Raw genomic sequence first — 17764 nt, 5'->3', positions numbered from 1 at the left:
CGCGAACAACTGGCGGCCATCGCGGGTACGCAACGGCCAGCCGGCCGTGGGGTTGGCGCTGGCGCGCCCCAGCAACTGATCCAGGGAACAGTCGAAAACCGCTTCCACCGGCTGGCCCAACAAGCCGCCACGCAACTGCCCCAACAGGTTCAGTGCGCTCTGGTTGAGCGCACAGATGCGCCCTTCGCCATCAAACGCCAACAGCCCTTCACTGAACAACCCGACCGACTCCGCCTGCAGATGAAAGCGCAACAACCAGTGCTGTTCGAAGTGGCGCAAAAAGTAGCAGCTTTCAATCATCTTGGCCGACAGGTTGACCAGCGCCATGGTGTGGAACTGACTCTGGCGCGACACGGCTTCGCGGGCCGACGACACATCCAATACCGCCAGCAACTCACCATGGGGGTCGAACACCGGGCTCGCCGAACAGGTCAGCCCGGTATGGCGACCGCGAAAGTGCTCGTCACGGTGGATGGTCAGGGATTGGCGCTCGACCAGGCAGGTGCCGATGCCATTGGTGCCTTCGCAGGCTTCGCTCCAATCAGCGCCCAGCCACAGCCCGGCGCGCTCGAAAATCCTGCGTTCGGAGGGCGCGGTGACGCAGTTGAGGATCACCCCGCGCGCATCGGTGAGCAGCACGGCGTGGCCCGCGCCCGAGAGCTGCTGGTGCAGGCTGTTCATTTCGGTGCCGGCGATGTGCAAGACCTGGCGCAGGCGTTCGCGGCTTTCCAGCAAGCGGTCATGCTCAAGCACGGTGGGGGCGACGGTCAGCGCAGGGTCGAGGTGGTAGTCCTCCAGGCAACGCAACCAGGAGCGGGCGATGGACGGGTCGCTGCCCGGTCCGTGAGGCGGCTCTTGCCCACGGGTGACGGTGAGAACCTGCTGGGCATGGCGACTGAAATGATCGTTGTGCATGTTCTTATTATTCTCCCTGCGTGAGAACGCCCAGCATCCCCCAGGCACCCGGCCATTGCAATCCCGAGCCGACCCATCGGTCACTGGCTGTACCGTTTATGGCACACACTGTCACCCGCCTGTATCGATCCGGCCACAGTCATGCCGTGTAAACAAAACCAAACCCTTGATTTACCTGGCCCGCACCCAGTGGCCCGACCTTTGCTCTACGCTTTATAAAGCGCTTGCCGCGCTGACTCCGATAAACATAAAAGCAGGAGATGCCCACCATGCGTTATGCACACCCCGGTACTGAAGGCGCCATCGTTTCGTTCAAGGCCAAGTACGGCAACTACATCGGTGGCGAATTCGTTGCGCCGGTCGATGGCAATTACTTCACCAACACTTCGCCGGTCAACGGCAAGCCCATCGCAGACTTCCCGCGCTCCACCGCCAAGGACATCGACAAGGCGCTGGACGCCGCCCATGCCGCCGCTGACGCCTGGGGCAAAACCAGCGCCCAGGACCGCTCGCTGGTACTGCTGAAAATCGCCGACCGCATCGAACAGAACCTCGAACTGTTGGCCATCACCGAAACCTGGGACAACGGCAAGGCCGTGCGCGAAACCCTCAACGCCGACATCCCGCTGGCCGCCGACCACTTTCGCTACTTCGCCGGTTGCATTCGCGCCCAGGAAGGCAGCAGCGCCGAAATCAACGAACTCACCGCTGCCTATCACTTCCACGAGCCGCTGGGCGTGGTCGGCCAGATCATCCCGTGGAACTTCCCCTTGCTGATGGCCGCCTGGAAACTCGCCCCGGCCCTGGCCGCCGGTAACTGCGTAGTGCTCAAGCCGGCCGAGCAAACGCCGCTGGGCATCAACGTGCTGATGGAACTGATCGGCGACCTGCTGCCGCCCGGTGTACTCAACGTCGTGCACGGCTTCGGCAAAGAAGCTGGCGAAGCCCTGGCCACCAGCAAGCGCATCGCCAAGATCGCGTTCACCGGCTCAACGCCAGTGGGTTCGCACATCATGCATGCGGCGGCCGAGAACATCATTCCGTCCACGGTTGAGCTGGGCGGCAAGTCGCCGAACATTTTCTTCGCCGACATCATGAAAGCCGAACCGCAATTCATCGAAAAAGCCGCCGAAGGCCTGGTGCTGGCGTTCTTCAACCAGGGCGAAGTGTGCACCTGCCCATCCCGCGCGCTGGTGGAAGAGTCGATCTACGACGACTTCATGAAAGTGGTCATGAAGAAAGTCGAGTCGATCAAACGGGGCGACCCGCTGGACACCGACACCATGGTCGGCGCCCAGGCGTCCGAGCAGCAGTTCGACAAGATCCTGTCCTACCTGGAAATCGCCAAGGGCGAAGGCGCGCAACTGCTCACCGGCGGCAAGGTGGAGAAGCTCAGCGGTGACCTGGCTACCGGCTATTACATCCAGCCGACCCTGCTCAAGGGCACCAACGAAATGCGCGTGTTCCAGGAAGAAATTTTCGGCCCGGTGGTGAGCATCACCACCTTCAAGGACGAAGCCGAAGCCCTGGCGATTGCCAACGACACCGAGTTCGGCCTGGGCGCCGGCCTGTGGACCCGCGACATCAACCGCGCCTACCGCATGGGCCGCGCGATCAAGGCCGGCCGCGTGTGGACCAACTGCTACCACCTGTACCCGGCCCATGCCGCGTTTGGCGGTTACAAAAAATCCGGCGTAGGGCGCGAGACGCACAAGATGATGTTGGATCACTACCAGCAGACCAAAAACTTGCTGGTGAGCTACGACATTAATCCGCTGGGTTTCTTCTAACCCACAACACCCTCCCACCTTTGCAATGCAATCAAAGGTGGGAGGGGGGTTGCCCCCTCCCACATTTTGGATCTGCATAAGTATTTGCGATGCGCATTCGGCACACAGAGGCCGAGTTAAAACAATAAGAATGAAAGGTATTTCCCATGCCCAGCGAACCCACAAATTCTTCCGTCGACTTCGAAAAAGTCGACTCCCAATACTTCCAACAACGCGAACTTAAAAAAGGCGCCGCCGGCTGGGTGTTATTGGTTGGCCTCGGTGTCGCCTATGTCATCTCCGGCGACTACGCCGGCTGGAACTTCGGCCTGGCCCAGGGCGGTTGGGGCGGGATGTTCCTCGCCACACTGCTGATGGCCACCATGTACCTGTGCATGTGCTTTTCCCTGGCCGAACTGTCCTCAATGATCCCCACCGCCGGCGGTGGCTACGGCTTTGCCCGCAGCGCGTTCGGCCCCTGGGGCGGGTTCCTGACGGGCACGGCGATCCTGATCGAATACGCCATCGCCCCCGCCGCCATCGCGGTATTTATCGGCGCGTATTGCGAGTCGCTGTTCGGTATTGGCGGCTGGATGATCTATTTGGCGTTCTACATCATCTTTATCGGCATCCACATCTTTGGCGTCGGTGAAGCGTTGAAGTTGATGTTCGTGATTACCGCCATCGCGGCCATCGCGCTGGGCGTGTTCCTGGTAGCGATGGTGCCGCACTTCAACGTCGCCAATCTGCTGGATATCCCGCTGAGCGATGCCAAGGGCGCCAGCAGCTTCCTGCCGTTCGGCTACGTTGGCGTGTGGGCGGCGATCCCCTATGCGATCTGGTTTTTCCTCGCGGTAGAGGGCGTGCCACTGGCTGCGGAAGAAACCAAGAACCCCAAGCGCGACCTGCCACGCGGGCTGATCGGCGCGATTGTGGTGCTGACCAGTTTTGCCCTGTTGATCCTGGTGATCGCGCCCGGCGGTGCGGGCACTTACGCGCTGATCAAATCCGGCAACCCGCTGGTGGAAGCCCTGGCATTGGCCTACGGCGGTTCGACCTGGATGGGCAGCTTCGTCAACCTGGTGGGCCTGGCCGGCTTGATCGCCAGCTTTTTCTCGATCATCTATGCCTATTCGCGGCAGATATTCGCCTTGTCCCGTGCTGGCTACCTGCCGCGCAAGCTGTCCCAGACCAACAAGAGCAAGGCACCGGTACTGGCGTTGGTGATTCCCGGGATGATCGGCTTTGGCCTGTCGCTGACCGGCCAGGGCGATCTGCTGATTCTGGTGGCGGTGTTCGGCGCGACCATTTCCTATGTGTTGATGATGGCCGCCCACATCACCCTGCGCATCCGTCGCCCCAAAATGGATCGCCCGTACCGCACGCCGGGCGGCATCTTCACCTCGGGCGTGGCACTGGTGCTGGCCTGCGTGGCCGTGGTGGCGGGCTTTCTGGTGGATCCACGGGTGGTGATTGGCGCTGCGATCATCTATGGAGTATTAATTGCTTACTTTGCTTTCTACAGCCGGCATCACTTGGTAGCAGGCACGCCGGAAGAAGAGTTTGCGGCGATCCAGGCCGCAGAGGCCGCCTTGCACTGATTGCCGAAAACCTCGACGCGGGCGGCGTTTCCAGGTCCGCCCGCGTCATTCAGGAGACACTGTATGGCAAGCTTTTCCCACGCGGTGGGTGCACACACCTACCGCTTCGACAGCCTCAAGGATGTGATGGCCAAGGCCAGCCCGGCGCGTTCCGGGGATTTCCTCGCCGGTGTTGCCGCACAAAATGACGGCGAACGGGTGGCCGCGCAGATGGCGCTGGCGAATATCCCGCTCAAGCACTTCCTGCAGGAGGCGCTGATTCCTTACGAGAGCGATGAAGTCACCCGATTGATCATCGACACCCACGATAAACAGGCGTTTGCACCGGTCAGCCACCTCACCGTCGGCGGCCTGCGCGACTGGCTGCTCAGCGACGCGGCTGACGAACAGTCCCTGCGTTTATTGGCACCGGGGCTGACACCGGAAATGGCCGCCGCCGTGTCCAAAATCATGCGCGTGCAGGACCTGGTACTGGTGGCGCAGAAGATCCGCGTGGTCACCCGGTTTCGCGGCACCCTCGGCCTGCGCGGGCGGCTGTCCACGCGCCTGCAGCCCAACCACCCCACCGACGAACCGGCGGGCATCGCCGCCAGCATTCTCGACGGCCTGCTCTACGGCAACGGCGACGCGATGATCGGCATCAACCCGGCCACCGACAGCATCGCCTCGATCTGCGCCATGCTGGAGATGCTCGACGCCATCATCCAGCGCTACGACATTCCCACCCAGGCCTGCGTGCTGACCCACGTCACCACCTCCATCGAGGCGATCAACCGTGGCGTGCCGCTGGACCTGGTGTTCCAGTCGATCGCCGGCACCGAGGCGGCCAACGCCAGCTTCGGCATCAGCCTGAGCCTGCTGCAGGAAGGTTACGACGCGGGCCTGAGCCTCAATCGCGGCACCCTGGGCCAGAACCTGATGTATTTCGAAACCGGCCAGGGCAGCGCCTTGTCGGCCAACGCGCATTTTGGCGTCGACCAGCAAACCTGTGAAACCCGCGCCTACGCGGTGGCGCGGCACTTCAAACCGTTTCTGGTCAACACCGTGGTCGGCTTTATCGGCCCCGAGTACCTGTACAACGGTAAACAGATCATCCGCGCCGGTCTCGAAGACCACTTCTGCGGCAAGTTGCTCGGCGTGCCGATGGGTTGCGACATCTGCTACACCAACCACGCCGAAGCCGACCAGGACGACATGGACACCCTGCTGACCCTGCTCGGCGTGGCCGGGATCAATTTCATCATGGGCATCCCCGGCTCCGACGACATCATGCTCAATTACCAGACCACCTCATTCCACGACGCGCTGTACGCGCGCCAGACACTGGGATTGAAACCGGCGCCGGAGTTCGAACAATGGCTGGCGAAAATGGGCATCTTTACGCAGAAAGGTGGCAAGGTGCACTTTGGTAACAGCCTGCCACCGGCGTTTCGCCACGCTCTGGCGCAATTGGGATGAAGGAGCCGACCGTGCAACCAGAATTGCCTGACAACCCATGGCTGCAACTGCGCCGCCTGACCCCGGCCCGCATTGCCCTGGGCCGCACCGGCACCAGCATTCCGACCAACGCCCAACTGGACTTCCAGTTCGCCCACGCCCAGGCGCGAGACGCGGTGCACCTGCCCTTCGATCATGAAGCGCTGAGCCGCCAATGTGCCGAACGCGGCCGCGACAGCCTGTTGCTGCACAGCGCCGCCACCGACCGGCATACCTACCTGCAACGCCCCGATCTTGGACGCCGCTTGAGTGATGAATCGGCCCAGACCCTGCGCGACTATGCGGCAGCCCATCCGAATGGGATGGACCTGGCGATCGTAGTAGCCGATGGCCTGTCGGCGCTGGCCGTGCATAAACACACCGCGCCCTTTCTGACACGTCTGGAAGAACAGACCCACGCTGAAGGCTGGTCCTTGTCACCGGTGATCCTGGTAGAGCAGGGCCGTGTGGCAGTGGCCGACGAGATCGGGCAACTGCTCGGCGCCAAAATGGTGGTGATCCTGATCGGCGAACGGCCGGGGCTCAGTTCGCCGGACAGCCTGGGGCTGTATTTCACTTACAACCCCAAGGTCGGCCTCACCGACGCCTACCGCAACTGCATCTCCAATGTGCGCCTGGAAGGCCTGAGTTACGGCATGGCGGCCCATCGCCTGCTGTACCTGATGCGCGAGGCCTGCCGCCGGCAATTGTCCGGGGTCAATCTCAAGGACGAGGCGCAGTTGCAGACGATTGAATCAGATGACCCGGACTTGATGAAGGGCAATTTCCTGCTCAGCCCACCCGTAGACTGATCGCCGCACGATTGCGCTTTTTCGTGGCTTTAGGCAGCATCAAGCGACGACCGCGCGCGTGGTCATACCCATTTGGAAGTTGAGGCCTGGCATGCGGATTACTCAAGCGACCCTGGAACACCTGGACCTGCTCACCCCGCTGTTCGTCAAATACCGCGAGTTCTATGGGGCCCTGCCGTTCCCGGACTCGTCGCGGGCCTTCCTGGAAAAGCGCCTGCGCCGCAAGGAATCGGTGATCTACCTGGCACTGGCCGATGATGATGACAAGCGGCTGCTGGGGTTCTGCCAGCTCTATCCAAGCTTCTCTTCGCTGTCGCTCAAACGGGTGTGGATCCTCAACGACATCTATGTGGCAGAGGACGCGCGCCGGCAACTGGTCGCCGATAACCTGATGCGCACAGCGAAGAAAATGGCCAAGGAAACCCACGCGGTGCGGCTGCGGGTATCGACCAGCAGCGATAATGACGTGGCGCAGAAGACCTACGAGTCCATCGGTTTTCGCGAAGACACCGAATTCAAGAACTACGTGCTGCCGATCAGCGAGGACTGACCCTCAAACACCAAAATCCCCTGTGGGAGGGGGCTTGCCCCCGATGGCGGAGTGTCAGTTAACGAATCTATCCCTGCCCCACCGCCATCGGGAGCAAGCCCCCTCCCACATTTTCAAATCGAGCCCCACCGCTTCACAATTTCACGACACTCCCCGCTACAAAAGCCACACGCTTTTCACTATTCAATCCGTATAATGCGCACCTCTCAGGGTTGTAAGAATCTCGACATACACGTGTAGCCTTATTTCCCGTCGTTCCCGCACTGGCCTGCTGAGCCGGGCCATTCACACAGGTGCCATCCATGGATTTCAACCCGCTTGACCTTATCCTGCATCTCGATGTTTACCTCGACATGCTGGTAACCAATTACGGTCCGTGGATCTACGCCATTCTGTTCCTGGTGATTTTCTGCGAGACCGGCCTGGTGGTCATGCCGTTTTTGCCGGGCGATTCGTTGCTGTTCATCGCCGGTGCCGTGGCCGCAGGCGGCGGCATGGACCCGGTATTGCTGGGCGGCCTGCTGATGCTGGCGGCCATCCTCGGCGACAGCACCAACTACGTGATCGGGCGAACGGTGGGCGAACGCTTGTTCAGCAACCCGAACTCGAAAATCTTCCGTCGCGACTACCTGCAAAAAACCCACGACTTCTACGACAAGCACGGCGGCAAAACCGTGACCCTGGCGCGCTTCCTGCCGATCCTGCGCACCTTCGCGCCGTTCGTCGCCGGCATCGCGAAAATGCCCTACCCGCGCTTCTTCGGGTTCAGCGTGCTCGGCACCATTCTCTGGGTCGGTGGCCTGGTGACCCTGGGCTACTTCTTCGGCAACGTGCCGTTCATCAAGAAGAACCTGTCGTTGCTCGTCGTGTTCATCATCCTGCTGTCCCTGGTGCCGATGATCATCGGCGTGGTGCGCAGCCGCTTTGGCCGCACCTCCTCCGAAGCCAAACCACACTGATCGCCCGTGTGGTCCCTCAGCGCCTGGCGTCGCCGGCGCCTGCTGGCCAAGCACCCGATTGCCGATGACACCTGGCAGCGGGTGCGCCACCACCTGACCTTCCTCGACGGCCTCACAGCCGAGCAAGACCAGTGGCTGCGCGAAGCCTGTGTGCTGTTCCTCGCCGAAAAACACCTCACCGCCCTGCCCGGCGTCGAACTGCACCAGGAACAACGCCTGCTGCTCGCCGCCCAGGCACAACTGCCGCTGATGAACCTGGGCGACCTCGACTGGTATCAGGGCTTCCATGAAATCGTGCTGTACCCCGACGACTTTCTCAGCCCGCAGCGCCATCGCGATGCCAGCGGCGTGGAACACGAGTGGGACGGCGAACACAGCGGCGAAGCCTGGCAGCTGGGCCCGGTCATACTCGCCTGGCCCGGGGTAATGGCCAGCGGCCAATGGGAAGGCTACAACCTGGTCATCCACGAGCTGGCGCACAAACTGGACATGCTCAACGGCGACGCCAACGGCCTGCCACCGCTGCACAACGACATGCGCGTGCAGGACTGGGCCGGCGTGATGCAGAGCGCCTTTGACGATCTCAATCGCCAACTGGACGCCAACCCCGACGCTGAAACCGAGATCGACCCCTACGCCGCCGAAAACCCGGCGGAATTCTTCGCCGTCACCAGCGAATATTTCTTCAGTGCCCCGGACTTGCTGGTCAATAGTTATCCACAGGTGTACGCCCAACTCAGCCGCTTTTACCGCCAGGATCCCCTGGCCCGCCTGACCCAACTGCAAGCCCGCGACCCGCGCTACCAGCCGCAGGGCGAATGACCGTACGACGCTTGGCGCATGGCATCGGCGTCAGAATATGCCTATAATCGCCGCCACTTTTAGGCCAATCCGGCCATGTCACATGGCCAACTAACGGGGGCAACGCCCAATGAGCTACAGCAAGATTCCGGCTGGCAAAGACCTGCCGAACGACATCTACGTCGCCATCGAAATTCCGGCCAACCACGCGCCGATCAAATACGAAATCGACAAAGACAGCGACTGCCTGTTCGTTGACCGTTTCATGGCCACCCCGATGTTCTACCCGGCCAACTACGGTTTCATCCCCAACACCCTGGCCGACGACGGCGACCCCCTCGACGTGCTGGTCGTGACCCCTTACCCGGTCACCCCAGGCTCGGTCATCCGCGCCCGTCCGGTCGGCATCCTGAACATGACCGACGACGGCGGCGGCGATGCCAAAGTCATCGCAGTGCCACACGACAAGCTGTCCCAGCTGTACGTCGACGTGAAGGAATACACTGACCTGCCGCCCCTGCTGCTGGAACAAATCAAGCACTTCTTCGAGAACTACAAAGACCTCGAAAAAGGCAAATGGGTGAAGATCGACGGTTGGGGCGACGCAGAAGCCGCCCGCGCCGAGATCATGAAGTCGGTGGCCGCCTACAAAGGCTGATACCCGCGCCTCATTGCCACGGCAATCAAAAAGCCCCGATTATTCGGGGCTTTTTTGTGGGGAAAATAAACATCAAGTTCAGCGCTTAAGTTTAGACGTTCAACTAACCAGCAACCCTGAAGAATAAAGCTACAACTAAGCAAAAACCTACACGCGCAAATCAACGCATGGTTTATTTGAATGGTTTTCCCGGCCAGTAAACTCTGTGTTCATGAATACATCAGGTGATCGTTTAAAAGCGCTACTACGGGAAGTTCATCTTTCCGCCTCCGACTTCGCCAAGAACCGCGGCGTCACGCCTCAGCACGTGAACAACTGGTTCAAACGCGGCGTCCCCATGGGCCGACTCAACGAGATCGCAGAACTGCTGTGCGTCTCCAGTCGCTGGCTAAGCGACGGCCGCGGCCCCAAACACCCGCCCGCCAACTACCTGTTGGAAGCCCCCACCGCAAGGATTGCACCCGCCCGCGAAGATATCGGCAAATACCTCACAGGCCCCGCCTGCCGCCCGGAAAACAACGACGTGGAAATCCCCCTCCACCCCACATTCACCTCAACCGAACGCATCCGCGTCACCCAACACACCCTCCAGACCCTCAACGTAAAACCCGACCGAGCCGTGGGCGCCTACATGGTCGACAACAGCATGATCGACATCATCCAGCAAGGCGCCACCCTCGCCATCGACCGAGGCCGCACCCGAATCATCGATGGCGAAATCTACGCCGTCGAACACGACGGCATGCTGCGCATCAAATACCTCTACAACCGCCCAGGCGGAGGCTTGCGCATGCGCAGCCACAACGCCGGCGAACACCCGGACGAATACCTCACCTACGACGAACGCTTCGAGCAGAACTTCCAAATCGTCGGCTGGGTATTCTGGTGGTCCACCCTCAACAACCGCCGCCCACCCGTCCCGCTGGATGACCACCTGCTGGGCTGGGAAGGCGCTGAACCGGAACCGGAGGTGGGCAACTGAGGTGAATGTGGGTATCATGCGCCGCACATTTGGCAGGGGATGGTTTTAAGCTGTTGCCCTGCCAGGCGACGCGGAGGAGTTCCCGCAGATGCCCCTACTATTCAGCCCGACGCAACGTGGGCTGAGCGATTTGAAGGCTGGTGAGGTTTGTCAAAAACAAGCTGAGGCAGTCACAGAGAAGCCGGCCATAAGCCGGCTTTTTAATGCCCGCCAATCTCGGCTCAATTGTCCAACAGCCGCTGGACAATTGAATGATCAAAAGAGGCCGCTCAGCGACTTGCCGGCCTTGCGCGTCATGGGGCCTGCAAACACGCCACAGCCCGATCGGCCACCATTCTGGCCATCTCCACCAAATGCATCACCGCCCTTTGCGGGGCAGCCACTGGCTCGCCGAGCACCTGCGACGTGGCCAGCGCACAATGCAGCAGCTCAGCCACCTGCACCCAGGCGTCCTCGAAGCTCAGTTCTTCATTGACGGTAAACGGATTGGTCACAGCTGATGACGGTAAATCCGAACAAACGTTATCCATAGCAAAACTCCAATCGATAATTTGGAGCTGCCACTTTCCGCGACTAAACAAAAGGCGGCAGCTGTACGCAGGTTAGTCGACCGGTCGATTGGTAACCCGGCGCACCCGGAGGTGCCCTGCGCACAGCCACCATAAGATGCAGGCGAAGAGATGCCTGACTCATGAACTGCTTATGCGCCAATCGAATCCGGGCGACTAAACCCGGTCACTGAATGTGCAGTGACAATCCGCAGCCTAGTCACCCATTCCCGCTGGCGCAATGCGGTTGGGATTCTCTCGGAAACGTCCTGCAAATGAAAGGGATAGGACCTGCTGGCCATTCAAAGTCAAATCCCCCATCGCTCTTCACATTGATTTTGTGCAACAGACTGCTGCACTAACCATCGTCCTGTTCAAGTTGACAGTAAGACTCATCACAGCCGATTTATCCCTCATCAACCACCCATTAATCTGTGCCCATGTTGAACACAACGCCCAACCAACCTAAACAAAAAAGGATTCAACCATGAGCACTCCAACCTACAACCGCCTCAATAAAGACGACGCCATCGTACTGCTGGTCGACCACCAGACCGGCCTGATCTCCCTGGTGCAGGACTTCTCCCCCAACGAGTTCAAGAACAACGTACTGGCCCTGGCCGACCTGGCCAAGTTCTTCAACCTGCCGACCATCCTCACCACCAGCTTCGAACAAGGCCCCAACGGCCCGCTGGTGCCGGAGTTGAAGGAGATGTTCCCGGACGCGCCGTATATCGCTCGCCCAGGCCAGATCAATGCGTGGGACAACGAAGACTTCGTCAAGGCGATCAAGGCCACCGGGCGTAAGCAGATCATCATTGCCGGTGTAGTAACGGATGTGTGCGTGGCGTTTCCGACCTTGTCGGCGCTGGCGGAAGGATTCGAGGTGTTTGTGGTGACGGATGCGTCGGGCACGTTCAATACCACGGTGCAGCAGGCGGCGTGGAGCCGAATGACCCAGGCCGGTGCGCAGTTGATGAACTGGTTTTCGGTGGCGTGTGAGCTGCACCGCGACTGGCGCAACGATATCGAAGGGCTGGGGAATCTGTTGTCCCAGCGTATTCCCAACTATCGCAATTTGATGAATGGGTATGCGGCGTTGACGGCGCAGCAGAAATAAGTAAACCCAGCGTTAAGAAAAGCCTGCTATGAAAGCGGGCTTTTTCACGTCATGCCTACCCTGCCAACAATTGCTCAATCACCACTTCCAGCTTCGCCACGGCTTCCGCCCGTTTTGCAGCAGGTATTTGCCTGACGTTATGCAATTTCCATTGCACGGCAGGCAAACGATCTATTCCCGGCAGGTTCAGCGTCGTCCAGTCCGGCTTTCCCTGTTTGATCGAGATCAGGAAGGCGGCATCCTGCTCACTGAATTGTTGGCGGGTCGCGGCTAACAACGCCTCTCTGGTCGCTTCCAACTGGTCAAGTGTGACGGGCTCTCGCGTCATGCCGGCGAATTCAGCCTGAAACGCGCCCGCTAATGGCTTCCAGCGGGGCGCAAGCAATTCAGCCATGGGCCGGCTGTGGCTGATCAGATACACCAGAAAGCCCTCGAAGATTTCACGTGTCAGCCCTTGCTCCCGAAGCATCCACATCACGTCGAAAAGGTCTCTGGGATGTTGCCGATCCAGTGCATCGCAGATTTTGCCGCCATACAGGTCTGGCAGGGACACCACGGCCACCGAAGCGAATCCGAACGCTTCCTCAACCAGCGGCACTACGTCACGCGCCAACGGTGGATGGACGGTGCCGCGCAGCACTGGCGAAACTTCAATCTTGATTTGGGCCTGGGCGTTCCTTACGAGAATCCGAAGCTCATCGTCTCGATTTCCTTGAATGGTGGCGACGGCTCCGGGAAGGCCCCGCCCTATCGCCTCGGTAATCCGCTCCAGGGCCTGGCGAGCGTCGACCAATGCCTGCTGACGATCAGCGCTGGGCAGATACGCCAGGTCTATATCCACCGACAATCGAGGCAGGTCACGTACGAACAGGTTAATCGCCGTGCCTCCCTTCAGCGCGAAACATCGTTCTGCCGCCACGTAAGGAATGACCTGCACCAGCAGACGAACCTGAGCGGCATAACGTGGATCAAGTGGCATTGGCAAAACGCTCCGGAACGGTAATAAGGAACTCTTTATCGAGTCGACCGCCCCGGATGATTTGCCGCTTGCCCTTGCCTGGATCAATGCTGGAACGGTCTATTCGCTCGTACCAGGTATGAGCCGCATTGCGCGCCAGCACAAAGAACACACGTTTGACGCGGATGGAGTTGCACGCTTCAAGCAGCTTCTGCAGGCGCCTGGGGCTCAACGTGGTAAGACCGTTCATCACATCGGCTACACCGCTGAACAGCATCTCGTCGGCGCTTTGGTGAATAAGCTCGAGCACCGCACGTTCCGGGGTGGAGATTTTTAGCGCGAATTGGCGGTAAGGTATTTGGAAAACTTGTAACGCCATATCTTCCAGCCCTGTGAAGAGCGCGCCCGGATGGAAGTTAATCTGCGCTTCCCATTCATGCTTGCGAAACCAACCGGGAAGAACGGCGCCTGAAGTGCCAAATAAATCAACGGTTTCTTTTCCAAACGTCAGGTAATGGCTGTAACCGGCCAGGCTCAACGCCGTCGCGCCGCCCGGCCAGGTCTGCATCGTTGCACCCTGTTGCAATGCGAAAATACCGCCGTGCCAGTCGATACTGTCGCCGGTGCGTTTCCAGGCACCATGACCCACACGCTCAACCCAGCCTGTTTGCTGATATTTCTGAATGAGGTTGGGGCCGACTCCCTGCTCGTGAAGCCATGCCTGAGTGACGATCGTGCCCGACGGCCAATCTGCGAGAAGACGGTTTATTTTCATGAAAAATATATCCCTATAAGGGTATTTATAGGATGAATATTAAACCATGATGCCGCTTCGGGGATCACTTTCTCCGCCTTTTATTGTCACCTAATAGTAGGCAGTAAGACTCCCTCCACCCCGATTTATCCTCCATCAACCACCCATTAATCTGTGCCCATGTTGAACACAACGCCCAACCAACCCAAATAAAAAAGGATTCAACCATGAACACTCCAATCTACAACCGCCTCAACATTAGCCGCGCAAATCGCCGAGTTGCAGCGGATGTAAGCCGGTTTGAATGCGTTTGAAACCCAGCTGAAATGCGCTCAAGGCACTGTTCGTCAATCAGCAGCGTCGCTATCTGAAGTGATCCGGGGGCACACGTCGACATCGAAAATTGCCCGCCTTTTGTAAGCGCAATCTGATTTTTCAAACCGCTCATCCAGCCGCCTTTCGCTGCGGCAGACTCCGACGCCTTGCCTTCTGCCGAGACGTCATGGATGACCCACGCTGCCCACATCACCTCGATCGAATATGAGCTGGATACTTTCCATCAGAGCCTGACGATTTATCGCCAGCAAATGGGTGCCTGGTATTCCCGAGCACTGGATTCGGTGAGCCATGCTGCGGATATGCCGTCGTTGCTGGGGATGGACCGGGTGTTGCGGGCCGGGGATTCGCAGCAGTCGGTGAGCCATACCGACGCGGATTTTTCTACTGTGGCTCGTTGCCCGGTGGGTGGCGTGCTTAAGATCCAGAGCAGGTTCGAGTCGCTGTATGACGTACCGATTGGCGACATCCCTGCTGAGGTGACCCGCCTGGATGACGGCAGTTCAGCCGTGATCATGCTCGATGAACACGGCGAGGGTTCGCACTATTGCGCCGCCGGCGGGCGCTATCAAGTTCGGGTTCAAGGCGGTGTTTCAGCGCAGCAAGTGGATGCCTTGTTTGCCTCTTATGCCGGACTGACAGCAGATCTGGAGCAATGGCTGCGCGATCAGTGGAAGGACTTCAAGCCGCATTGGCAGCAATCCACGGCCAGTGCAATTGGCAGCGGCATACTGGCAGGCAGTTGGACGGCGATCCGTGAGGTGTGGGGCAGCATAAAGCTGGTGCAGTCGATCCTTGAAGATCCGTTGCAGTACGTAGAGCACTTGGGAGCCCAAGCAGCCAAGTTGGCGCAAATCGCCAGCGATGCCCCCAAAATCATGGAACACGCGATGTTGCTGGCCAGTGATGAGGCGGCACTGTTCCTTCTGGTGCGCACCGCGTTGGTCTGGCTGGACGCATTGCCGCCGGGCCAGATCGCGCAAGTGGCTGCAGGGTTGATCGTGTCGCTGCTGATTGACCTGGTGATTGGCGCGGTACTGACCATCGCCTTACCGGCGGCGGGTGTGGCGTATTTGAGCTTGCGGCTGGGCAAGTATGGCGCTCGGATTGTTGATGCTGCGGTTGGCTTCATACAGAGCATGCTGGCGATTCTGACCAAGTTTATGCAGGCGGTGGATCGCTATAAAGCGGTGGCGGTTCGAGGGGTGGTCGGTGGGCTGAAGCAGGGCACCCTACAGATGCGCTGGAAGGCTCGGCAGAACGCGGTGCTGCGGCAGAAAGAGCATGTAGATGATGTGTCTGCCGTGGCTTCGAATCCGAAGGGCGATGCAGCGGCTTCTGCGGACAAGACCGTTACCCACGGTTGCCCGGTGTCGATGGTCACCGGCGAGGAACTGCTGACCCTGACCGACGGCGCGCTGGATGGGATCTTGCCGTTCGAGTGGACGCGCTTGTACCGCACCAGTGCGGTGGAAGTGGATTGCGGGTTGGGGTTTGGCTGGAGTCATGCGCTGGCGCACAGGCTTTCTGTGTCGGGCGATTCGGTGGTGTGGACCGACCACGAGAATCGCTCGACCACCCTGCCCTTGCCGACGGCGGCTCGGCCGGCGATTACCAACAGCCTGGCGGAAGCGGCGATTTATTTGGGCTCTGTTCCCGACGAGTTAGTACTGGCCCAGTCTTCCCGGTTTTATCACTTTTGCGACGGCGTGCTGACGGCGATCAGCGATGCGTATGCCAACCGATTGCACATTTTCCGGGATCGGTTGGGGCGTATTGAGCGACTGGATAACGGTGCCGGGCGCTCTTTGCTCTTGCGCTACGCGCTGGGTCGGATTGTGGCGGTGGACTACCAGGTTCATCGCGCCAAAGGCCATGAACCCTTCGTGTGGGTGACCGAGCAGAACGTCGTTTCCTACGCCTACGACGATGCTGGACGACTGGTGTCGGCGACCAATGCCGTCGGTGAACGCGAGGTTTATCGGTACGACGAACAGCACGTCATTCTTGAGCGGCAGTTGGCCGGTGGGGCGGGTTTCTTTTGGGCGTGGGAAAGGTCTGGTAAAGCCGCGCGCTGTGTCCGGCACTGGGCCAGTTTTTCGCAGATGGACACGCGCTATGTATGGAGCGATGACGGCAGCGTCAACGTGCACAACGCCGATGGCAGCCAGGAAGTGTACGTGCATGACGACCGGGCGCGACTGGTACAGCGCATCGATCCCGACGGTGCCCGGCATTTCAAATCCTACGACGACAAGGGCCGACTGACCGTCGAGCAGGACCCGCTGGGCGCGGTGACGGCGTATCAGTACGACGAAGCCGGACGCTTGGTCGCGCTGTTTCCGGGAGAGGATGAGCCGACGTCCTACGAGCATGACAATGGTTTCGTACGGGTCGTGCGGCGTGGTGAGGCAGTTTGGAAATACGAGCGTAATGAGCGAGGCGATGTCATCCGCAGGATTGATCCGGAGGGCAACGCGACCGACTACAGCTACGACAAGCAAGGGCAACTGACCGGGGTCTGGTATCCCGACCACAGTTGTCATCGGCTGGTGTGGAATGAGCGTGGGCAGCTTGTTGAAGAACAGCTGCCCAACGGTGGCATCAAGCGCTATCGATATGACGACCTGGGGCGGCAGGTTGCGCGGGAGGATGAATACGGCGCGCTGACTCAGTATCAATGGGACGCGGTAGGACGCTTGACTCGCTGGGTACTGCCGGACGGCGCTACGCGGGAATTCAGCTACAACCCCTACGGAAAAATCATCGCCGAACGCGATGAACTCGGCCACGTCACCCGCTACGAATACGCCGACGGACTGCACCTGATCAGCCGCCGCATCAACGCCGATGGTACCCAGGTCAAGTATCGCTACGACAATGCCCGCCTTTTGCTGACTGAAATCGAAAACGAAGTTGGCGAAACCCATCAACTGGACTACCACCCCAACGGCCTGATCCGACAGGAAACCGGCTTCGACGGCCAACGCACCGCCTACGCCTACGACCTCAACGGCAACCTGCTGGAAAAGACCGAACACGGCGACGACGGTAGTCAGCTTGTTACCCAATACGAGCGCGACCATGCCGGTCGTCTTGTAAGAAAAACCCTCCCCGATGGCAATACGGTCGACTACACCTACGACCGCCAAGGCAACCTCCTCAGCGTCGAAGACGGCCACTGGGCGCTGGCCTACGAGTACGACAAACAAAACCGCCTCACTGCTGAGCACCAGGGCTGGGGCACCTTGCGCTATGGCTACGATGCCTGCGGGCAACTTCAACATTTACGCCTGCCGGATAATAACCGTCTGACCTTCAACCACGACAAAGGCGGCCACCTGGCCACCGTCGAGCTGAATGGCGCACTGCTGACCTCCCACCTGTTCCACGCCGGCCGCGAACACCAACGCCAACAAGGCCAACTGCTCAGCCACTACCACTACGACGACCAAAACCGCCTGCACGCCCACGCCGTCACCCAGCAAGGAAACCACCTTTACCAACGCCAATACGACTACGACA

15 protein-coding genes are annotated in these 17764 nt (G+C 59.8%); 11 read left to right on the top strand and 4 right to left on the bottom strand.

Annotated features, from left to right (window positions below):
- A partial coding sequence (locus tag BFP90_RS05710; protein WP_141688931.1) for a sigma-54-dependent Fis family transcriptional regulator occupies nucleotides 1–915 on the bottom strand: 915 nt, incomplete at its 3' end.
- A 269-nt stretch (nucleotides 916–1184) separates the two neighbouring features.
- Here BFP90_RS05710 and BFP90_RS05705 point away from each other — a divergent pair.
- From BFP90_RS05705 to BFP90_RS05665, 9 genes are all read left to right on the top strand, one after another.
- Nucleotides 1185–2705: an acetaldehyde dehydrogenase ExaC gene (locus BFP90_RS05705; protein WP_065895154.1), complete on the top strand. Its 1521-nt coding sequence runs from the start codon at nucleotides 1185–1187 to the stop codon at nucleotides 2703–2705.
- A gap of 146 nt (nucleotides 2706–2851) precedes the next feature.
- Nucleotides 2852–4285 (top strand): ethanolamine permease, encoded by a 1434-nt coding sequence (gene eat / locus BFP90_RS05700; protein WP_065896203.1) that lies wholly within the window; start codon nucleotides 2852–2854, stop codon nucleotides 4283–4285.
- Nucleotides 4286–4348: 63 nt separating this feature from the next.
- Nucleotides 4349–5743: an ethanolamine ammonia-lyase subunit EutB gene (locus BFP90_RS05695; protein ID WP_065895152.1), complete on the top strand. Its 1395-nt coding sequence runs from the start codon at nucleotides 4349–4351 to the stop codon at nucleotides 5741–5743.
- Nucleotides 5740–6573 carry an ethanolamine ammonia-lyase subunit EutC gene (gene eutC, locus BFP90_RS05690; RefSeq protein ID WP_065895151.1) on the top strand — a complete coding sequence of 278 codons (834 nt, stop codon included), beginning with the start codon at nucleotides 5740–5742 and terminating at the stop codon, nucleotides 6571–6573. The genes BFP90_RS05695 and eutC overlap by 4 nt, the downstream gene beginning before the upstream one ends.
- Nucleotides 6574–6664: 91 nt before the next feature.
- Nucleotides 6665–7123: a GNAT family N-acetyltransferase gene (locus BFP90_RS05685; RefSeq protein WP_056861944.1), complete on the top strand. Its 459-nt coding sequence runs from the start codon at nucleotides 6665–6667 to the stop codon at nucleotides 7121–7123.
- A gap of 302 nt (nucleotides 7124–7425) precedes the next feature.
- The gene (locus tag BFP90_RS05680; protein WP_065886818.1) at nucleotides 7426–8082 is read left to right on the top strand and encodes a DedA family protein; all 657 of its coding nucleotides are present in this window, start codon (nucleotides 7426–7428) and stop codon (nucleotides 8080–8082) included.
- Between the two features lie 6 nt (nucleotides 8083–8088).
- Nucleotides 8089–8904 carry a M90 family metallopeptidase gene (locus BFP90_RS05675; protein ID WP_065896202.1) on the top strand — a complete coding sequence of 272 codons (816 nt, stop codon included), beginning with the start codon at nucleotides 8089–8091 and terminating at the stop codon, nucleotides 8902–8904.
- Nucleotides 8905–9013: 109 nt separating this feature from the next.
- On the top strand, nucleotides 9014–9541 hold the full coding sequence (gene ppa, locus BFP90_RS05670; protein ID WP_049711351.1) for an inorganic diphosphatase: 528 nt from the start codon (nucleotides 9014–9016) through the stop codon (nucleotides 9539–9541).
- 211 nt (nucleotides 9542–9752) lie between these two features.
- A complete protein-coding gene (locus BFP90_RS05665) occupies nucleotides 9753–10523 on the top strand; it encodes a LexA family transcriptional regulator (protein ID WP_065896201.1) in 771 nt (256 codons plus the stop codon).
- A 293-nt stretch (nucleotides 10524–10816) separates the two neighbouring features.
- On the opposite strand, the gene BFP90_RS05660 is transcribed toward BFP90_RS05665, so the two are convergent.
- On the bottom strand, nucleotides 10817–11053 hold the full coding sequence (locus BFP90_RS05660; protein ID WP_065895149.1) for a hypothetical protein: 237 nt from the start codon (nucleotides 11051–11053) through the stop codon (nucleotides 10817–10819).
- Nucleotides 11054–11558: 505 nt separating this feature from the next.
- Between BFP90_RS05660 and ycaC the strand changes: the two genes are divergently transcribed.
- Complete coding sequence (gene ycaC / locus BFP90_RS05655; RefSeq protein WP_057724871.1) at nucleotides 11559–12191, top strand: isochorismate family cysteine hydrolase YcaC; 633 nt, start codon at nucleotides 11559–11561, stop codon at nucleotides 12189–12191.
- A gap of 55 nt (nucleotides 12192–12246) precedes the next feature.
- Here the strand turns inward: ycaC and BFP90_RS05650 are convergent, their stop codons facing one another.
- Nucleotides 12247–13170, bottom strand: coding sequence for a nucleotidyl transferase AbiEii/AbiGii toxin family protein (locus BFP90_RS05650; protein WP_065896200.1), 924 nt, complete (start codon nucleotides 13168–13170; stop codon nucleotides 12247–12249).
- Nucleotides 13160–13924 (bottom strand): type IV toxin-antitoxin system AbiEi family antitoxin, encoded by a 765-nt coding sequence (locus BFP90_RS05645; protein ID WP_065896199.1) that lies wholly within the window; start codon nucleotides 13922–13924, stop codon nucleotides 13160–13162. The genes BFP90_RS05650 and BFP90_RS05645 overlap by 11 nt, the downstream gene beginning before the upstream one ends.
- Nucleotides 13925–14409: 485 nt before the next feature.
- On the opposite strand from BFP90_RS05645, the gene BFP90_RS05640 reads away from it, so the two are divergent.
- Nucleotides 14410–17764, top strand: a 3355-nt coding sequence (locus BFP90_RS05640; protein WP_065896198.1) for a DUF6531 domain-containing protein, incomplete at its 3' end; no start/stop codon positions are given.

The sequence above is a fragment of the Pseudomonas sp. 24 E 13 genome (assembly GCF_900004715.1).
Classification (GTDB): Bacteria; Pseudomonadota; Gammaproteobacteria; order Pseudomonadales; family Pseudomonadaceae; genus Aquipseudomonas; species Aquipseudomonas orientalis_A.
The sequence above is the reverse complement of the archived record's forward strand: the minus strand, read 5'-3'. Positions and strand labels throughout refer to the sequence as shown.

Bases quoted from the DNA above. Each gene is read 5' to 3' on its own strand.
- BFP90_RS05705 (WP_065895154.1), top strand. From the start codon at position 1,185: ATGCGTTATGCACACCCCGGTACTGAAGGCGCCATCGTTTCGTTCAAG.
- eat (WP_065896203.1), top strand. From the start codon at position 2,852: ATGCCCAGCGAACCCACAAATTCTTCCGTCGACTTCGAAAAAGTCGAC.
- BFP90_RS05695 (WP_065895152.1), top strand. From the start codon at position 4,349: ATGGCAAGCTTTTCCCACGCGGTGGGTGCACACACCTACCGCTTCGAC.
- eutC (WP_065895151.1), top strand. From the start codon at position 5,740: ATGAAGGAGCCGACCGTGCAACCAGAATTGCCTGACAACCCATGGCTG.
- BFP90_RS05685 (WP_056861944.1), top strand. From the start codon at position 6,665: ATGCGGATTACTCAAGCGACCCTGGAACACCTGGACCTGCTCACCCCG.
- BFP90_RS05680 (WP_065886818.1), top strand. From the start codon at position 7,426: ATGGATTTCAACCCGCTTGACCTTATCCTGCATCTCGATGTTTACCTC.
- ppa (WP_049711351.1), top strand. From the start codon at position 9,014: ATGAGCTACAGCAAGATTCCGGCTGGCAAAGACCTGCCGAACGACATC.
- BFP90_RS05665 (WP_065896201.1), top strand. From the start codon at position 9,753: ATGAATACATCAGGTGATCGTTTAAAAGCGCTACTACGGGAAGTTCAT.
- BFP90_RS05660 (WP_065895149.1), bottom strand. From the start codon at position 11,053: ATGGATAACGTTTGTTCGGATTTACCGTCATCAGCTGTGACCAATCCG.
- ycaC (WP_057724871.1), top strand. From the start codon at position 11,559: ATGAGCACTCCAACCTACAACCGCCTCAATAAAGACGACGCCATCGTA.
- BFP90_RS05650 (WP_065896200.1), bottom strand. From the start codon at position 13,170: ATGCCACTTGATCCACGTTATGCCGCTCAGGTTCGTCTGCTGGTGCAG.
- BFP90_RS05645 (WP_065896199.1), bottom strand. From the start codon at position 13,924: ATGAAAATAAACCGTCTTCTCGCAGATTGGCCGTCGGGCACGATCGTC.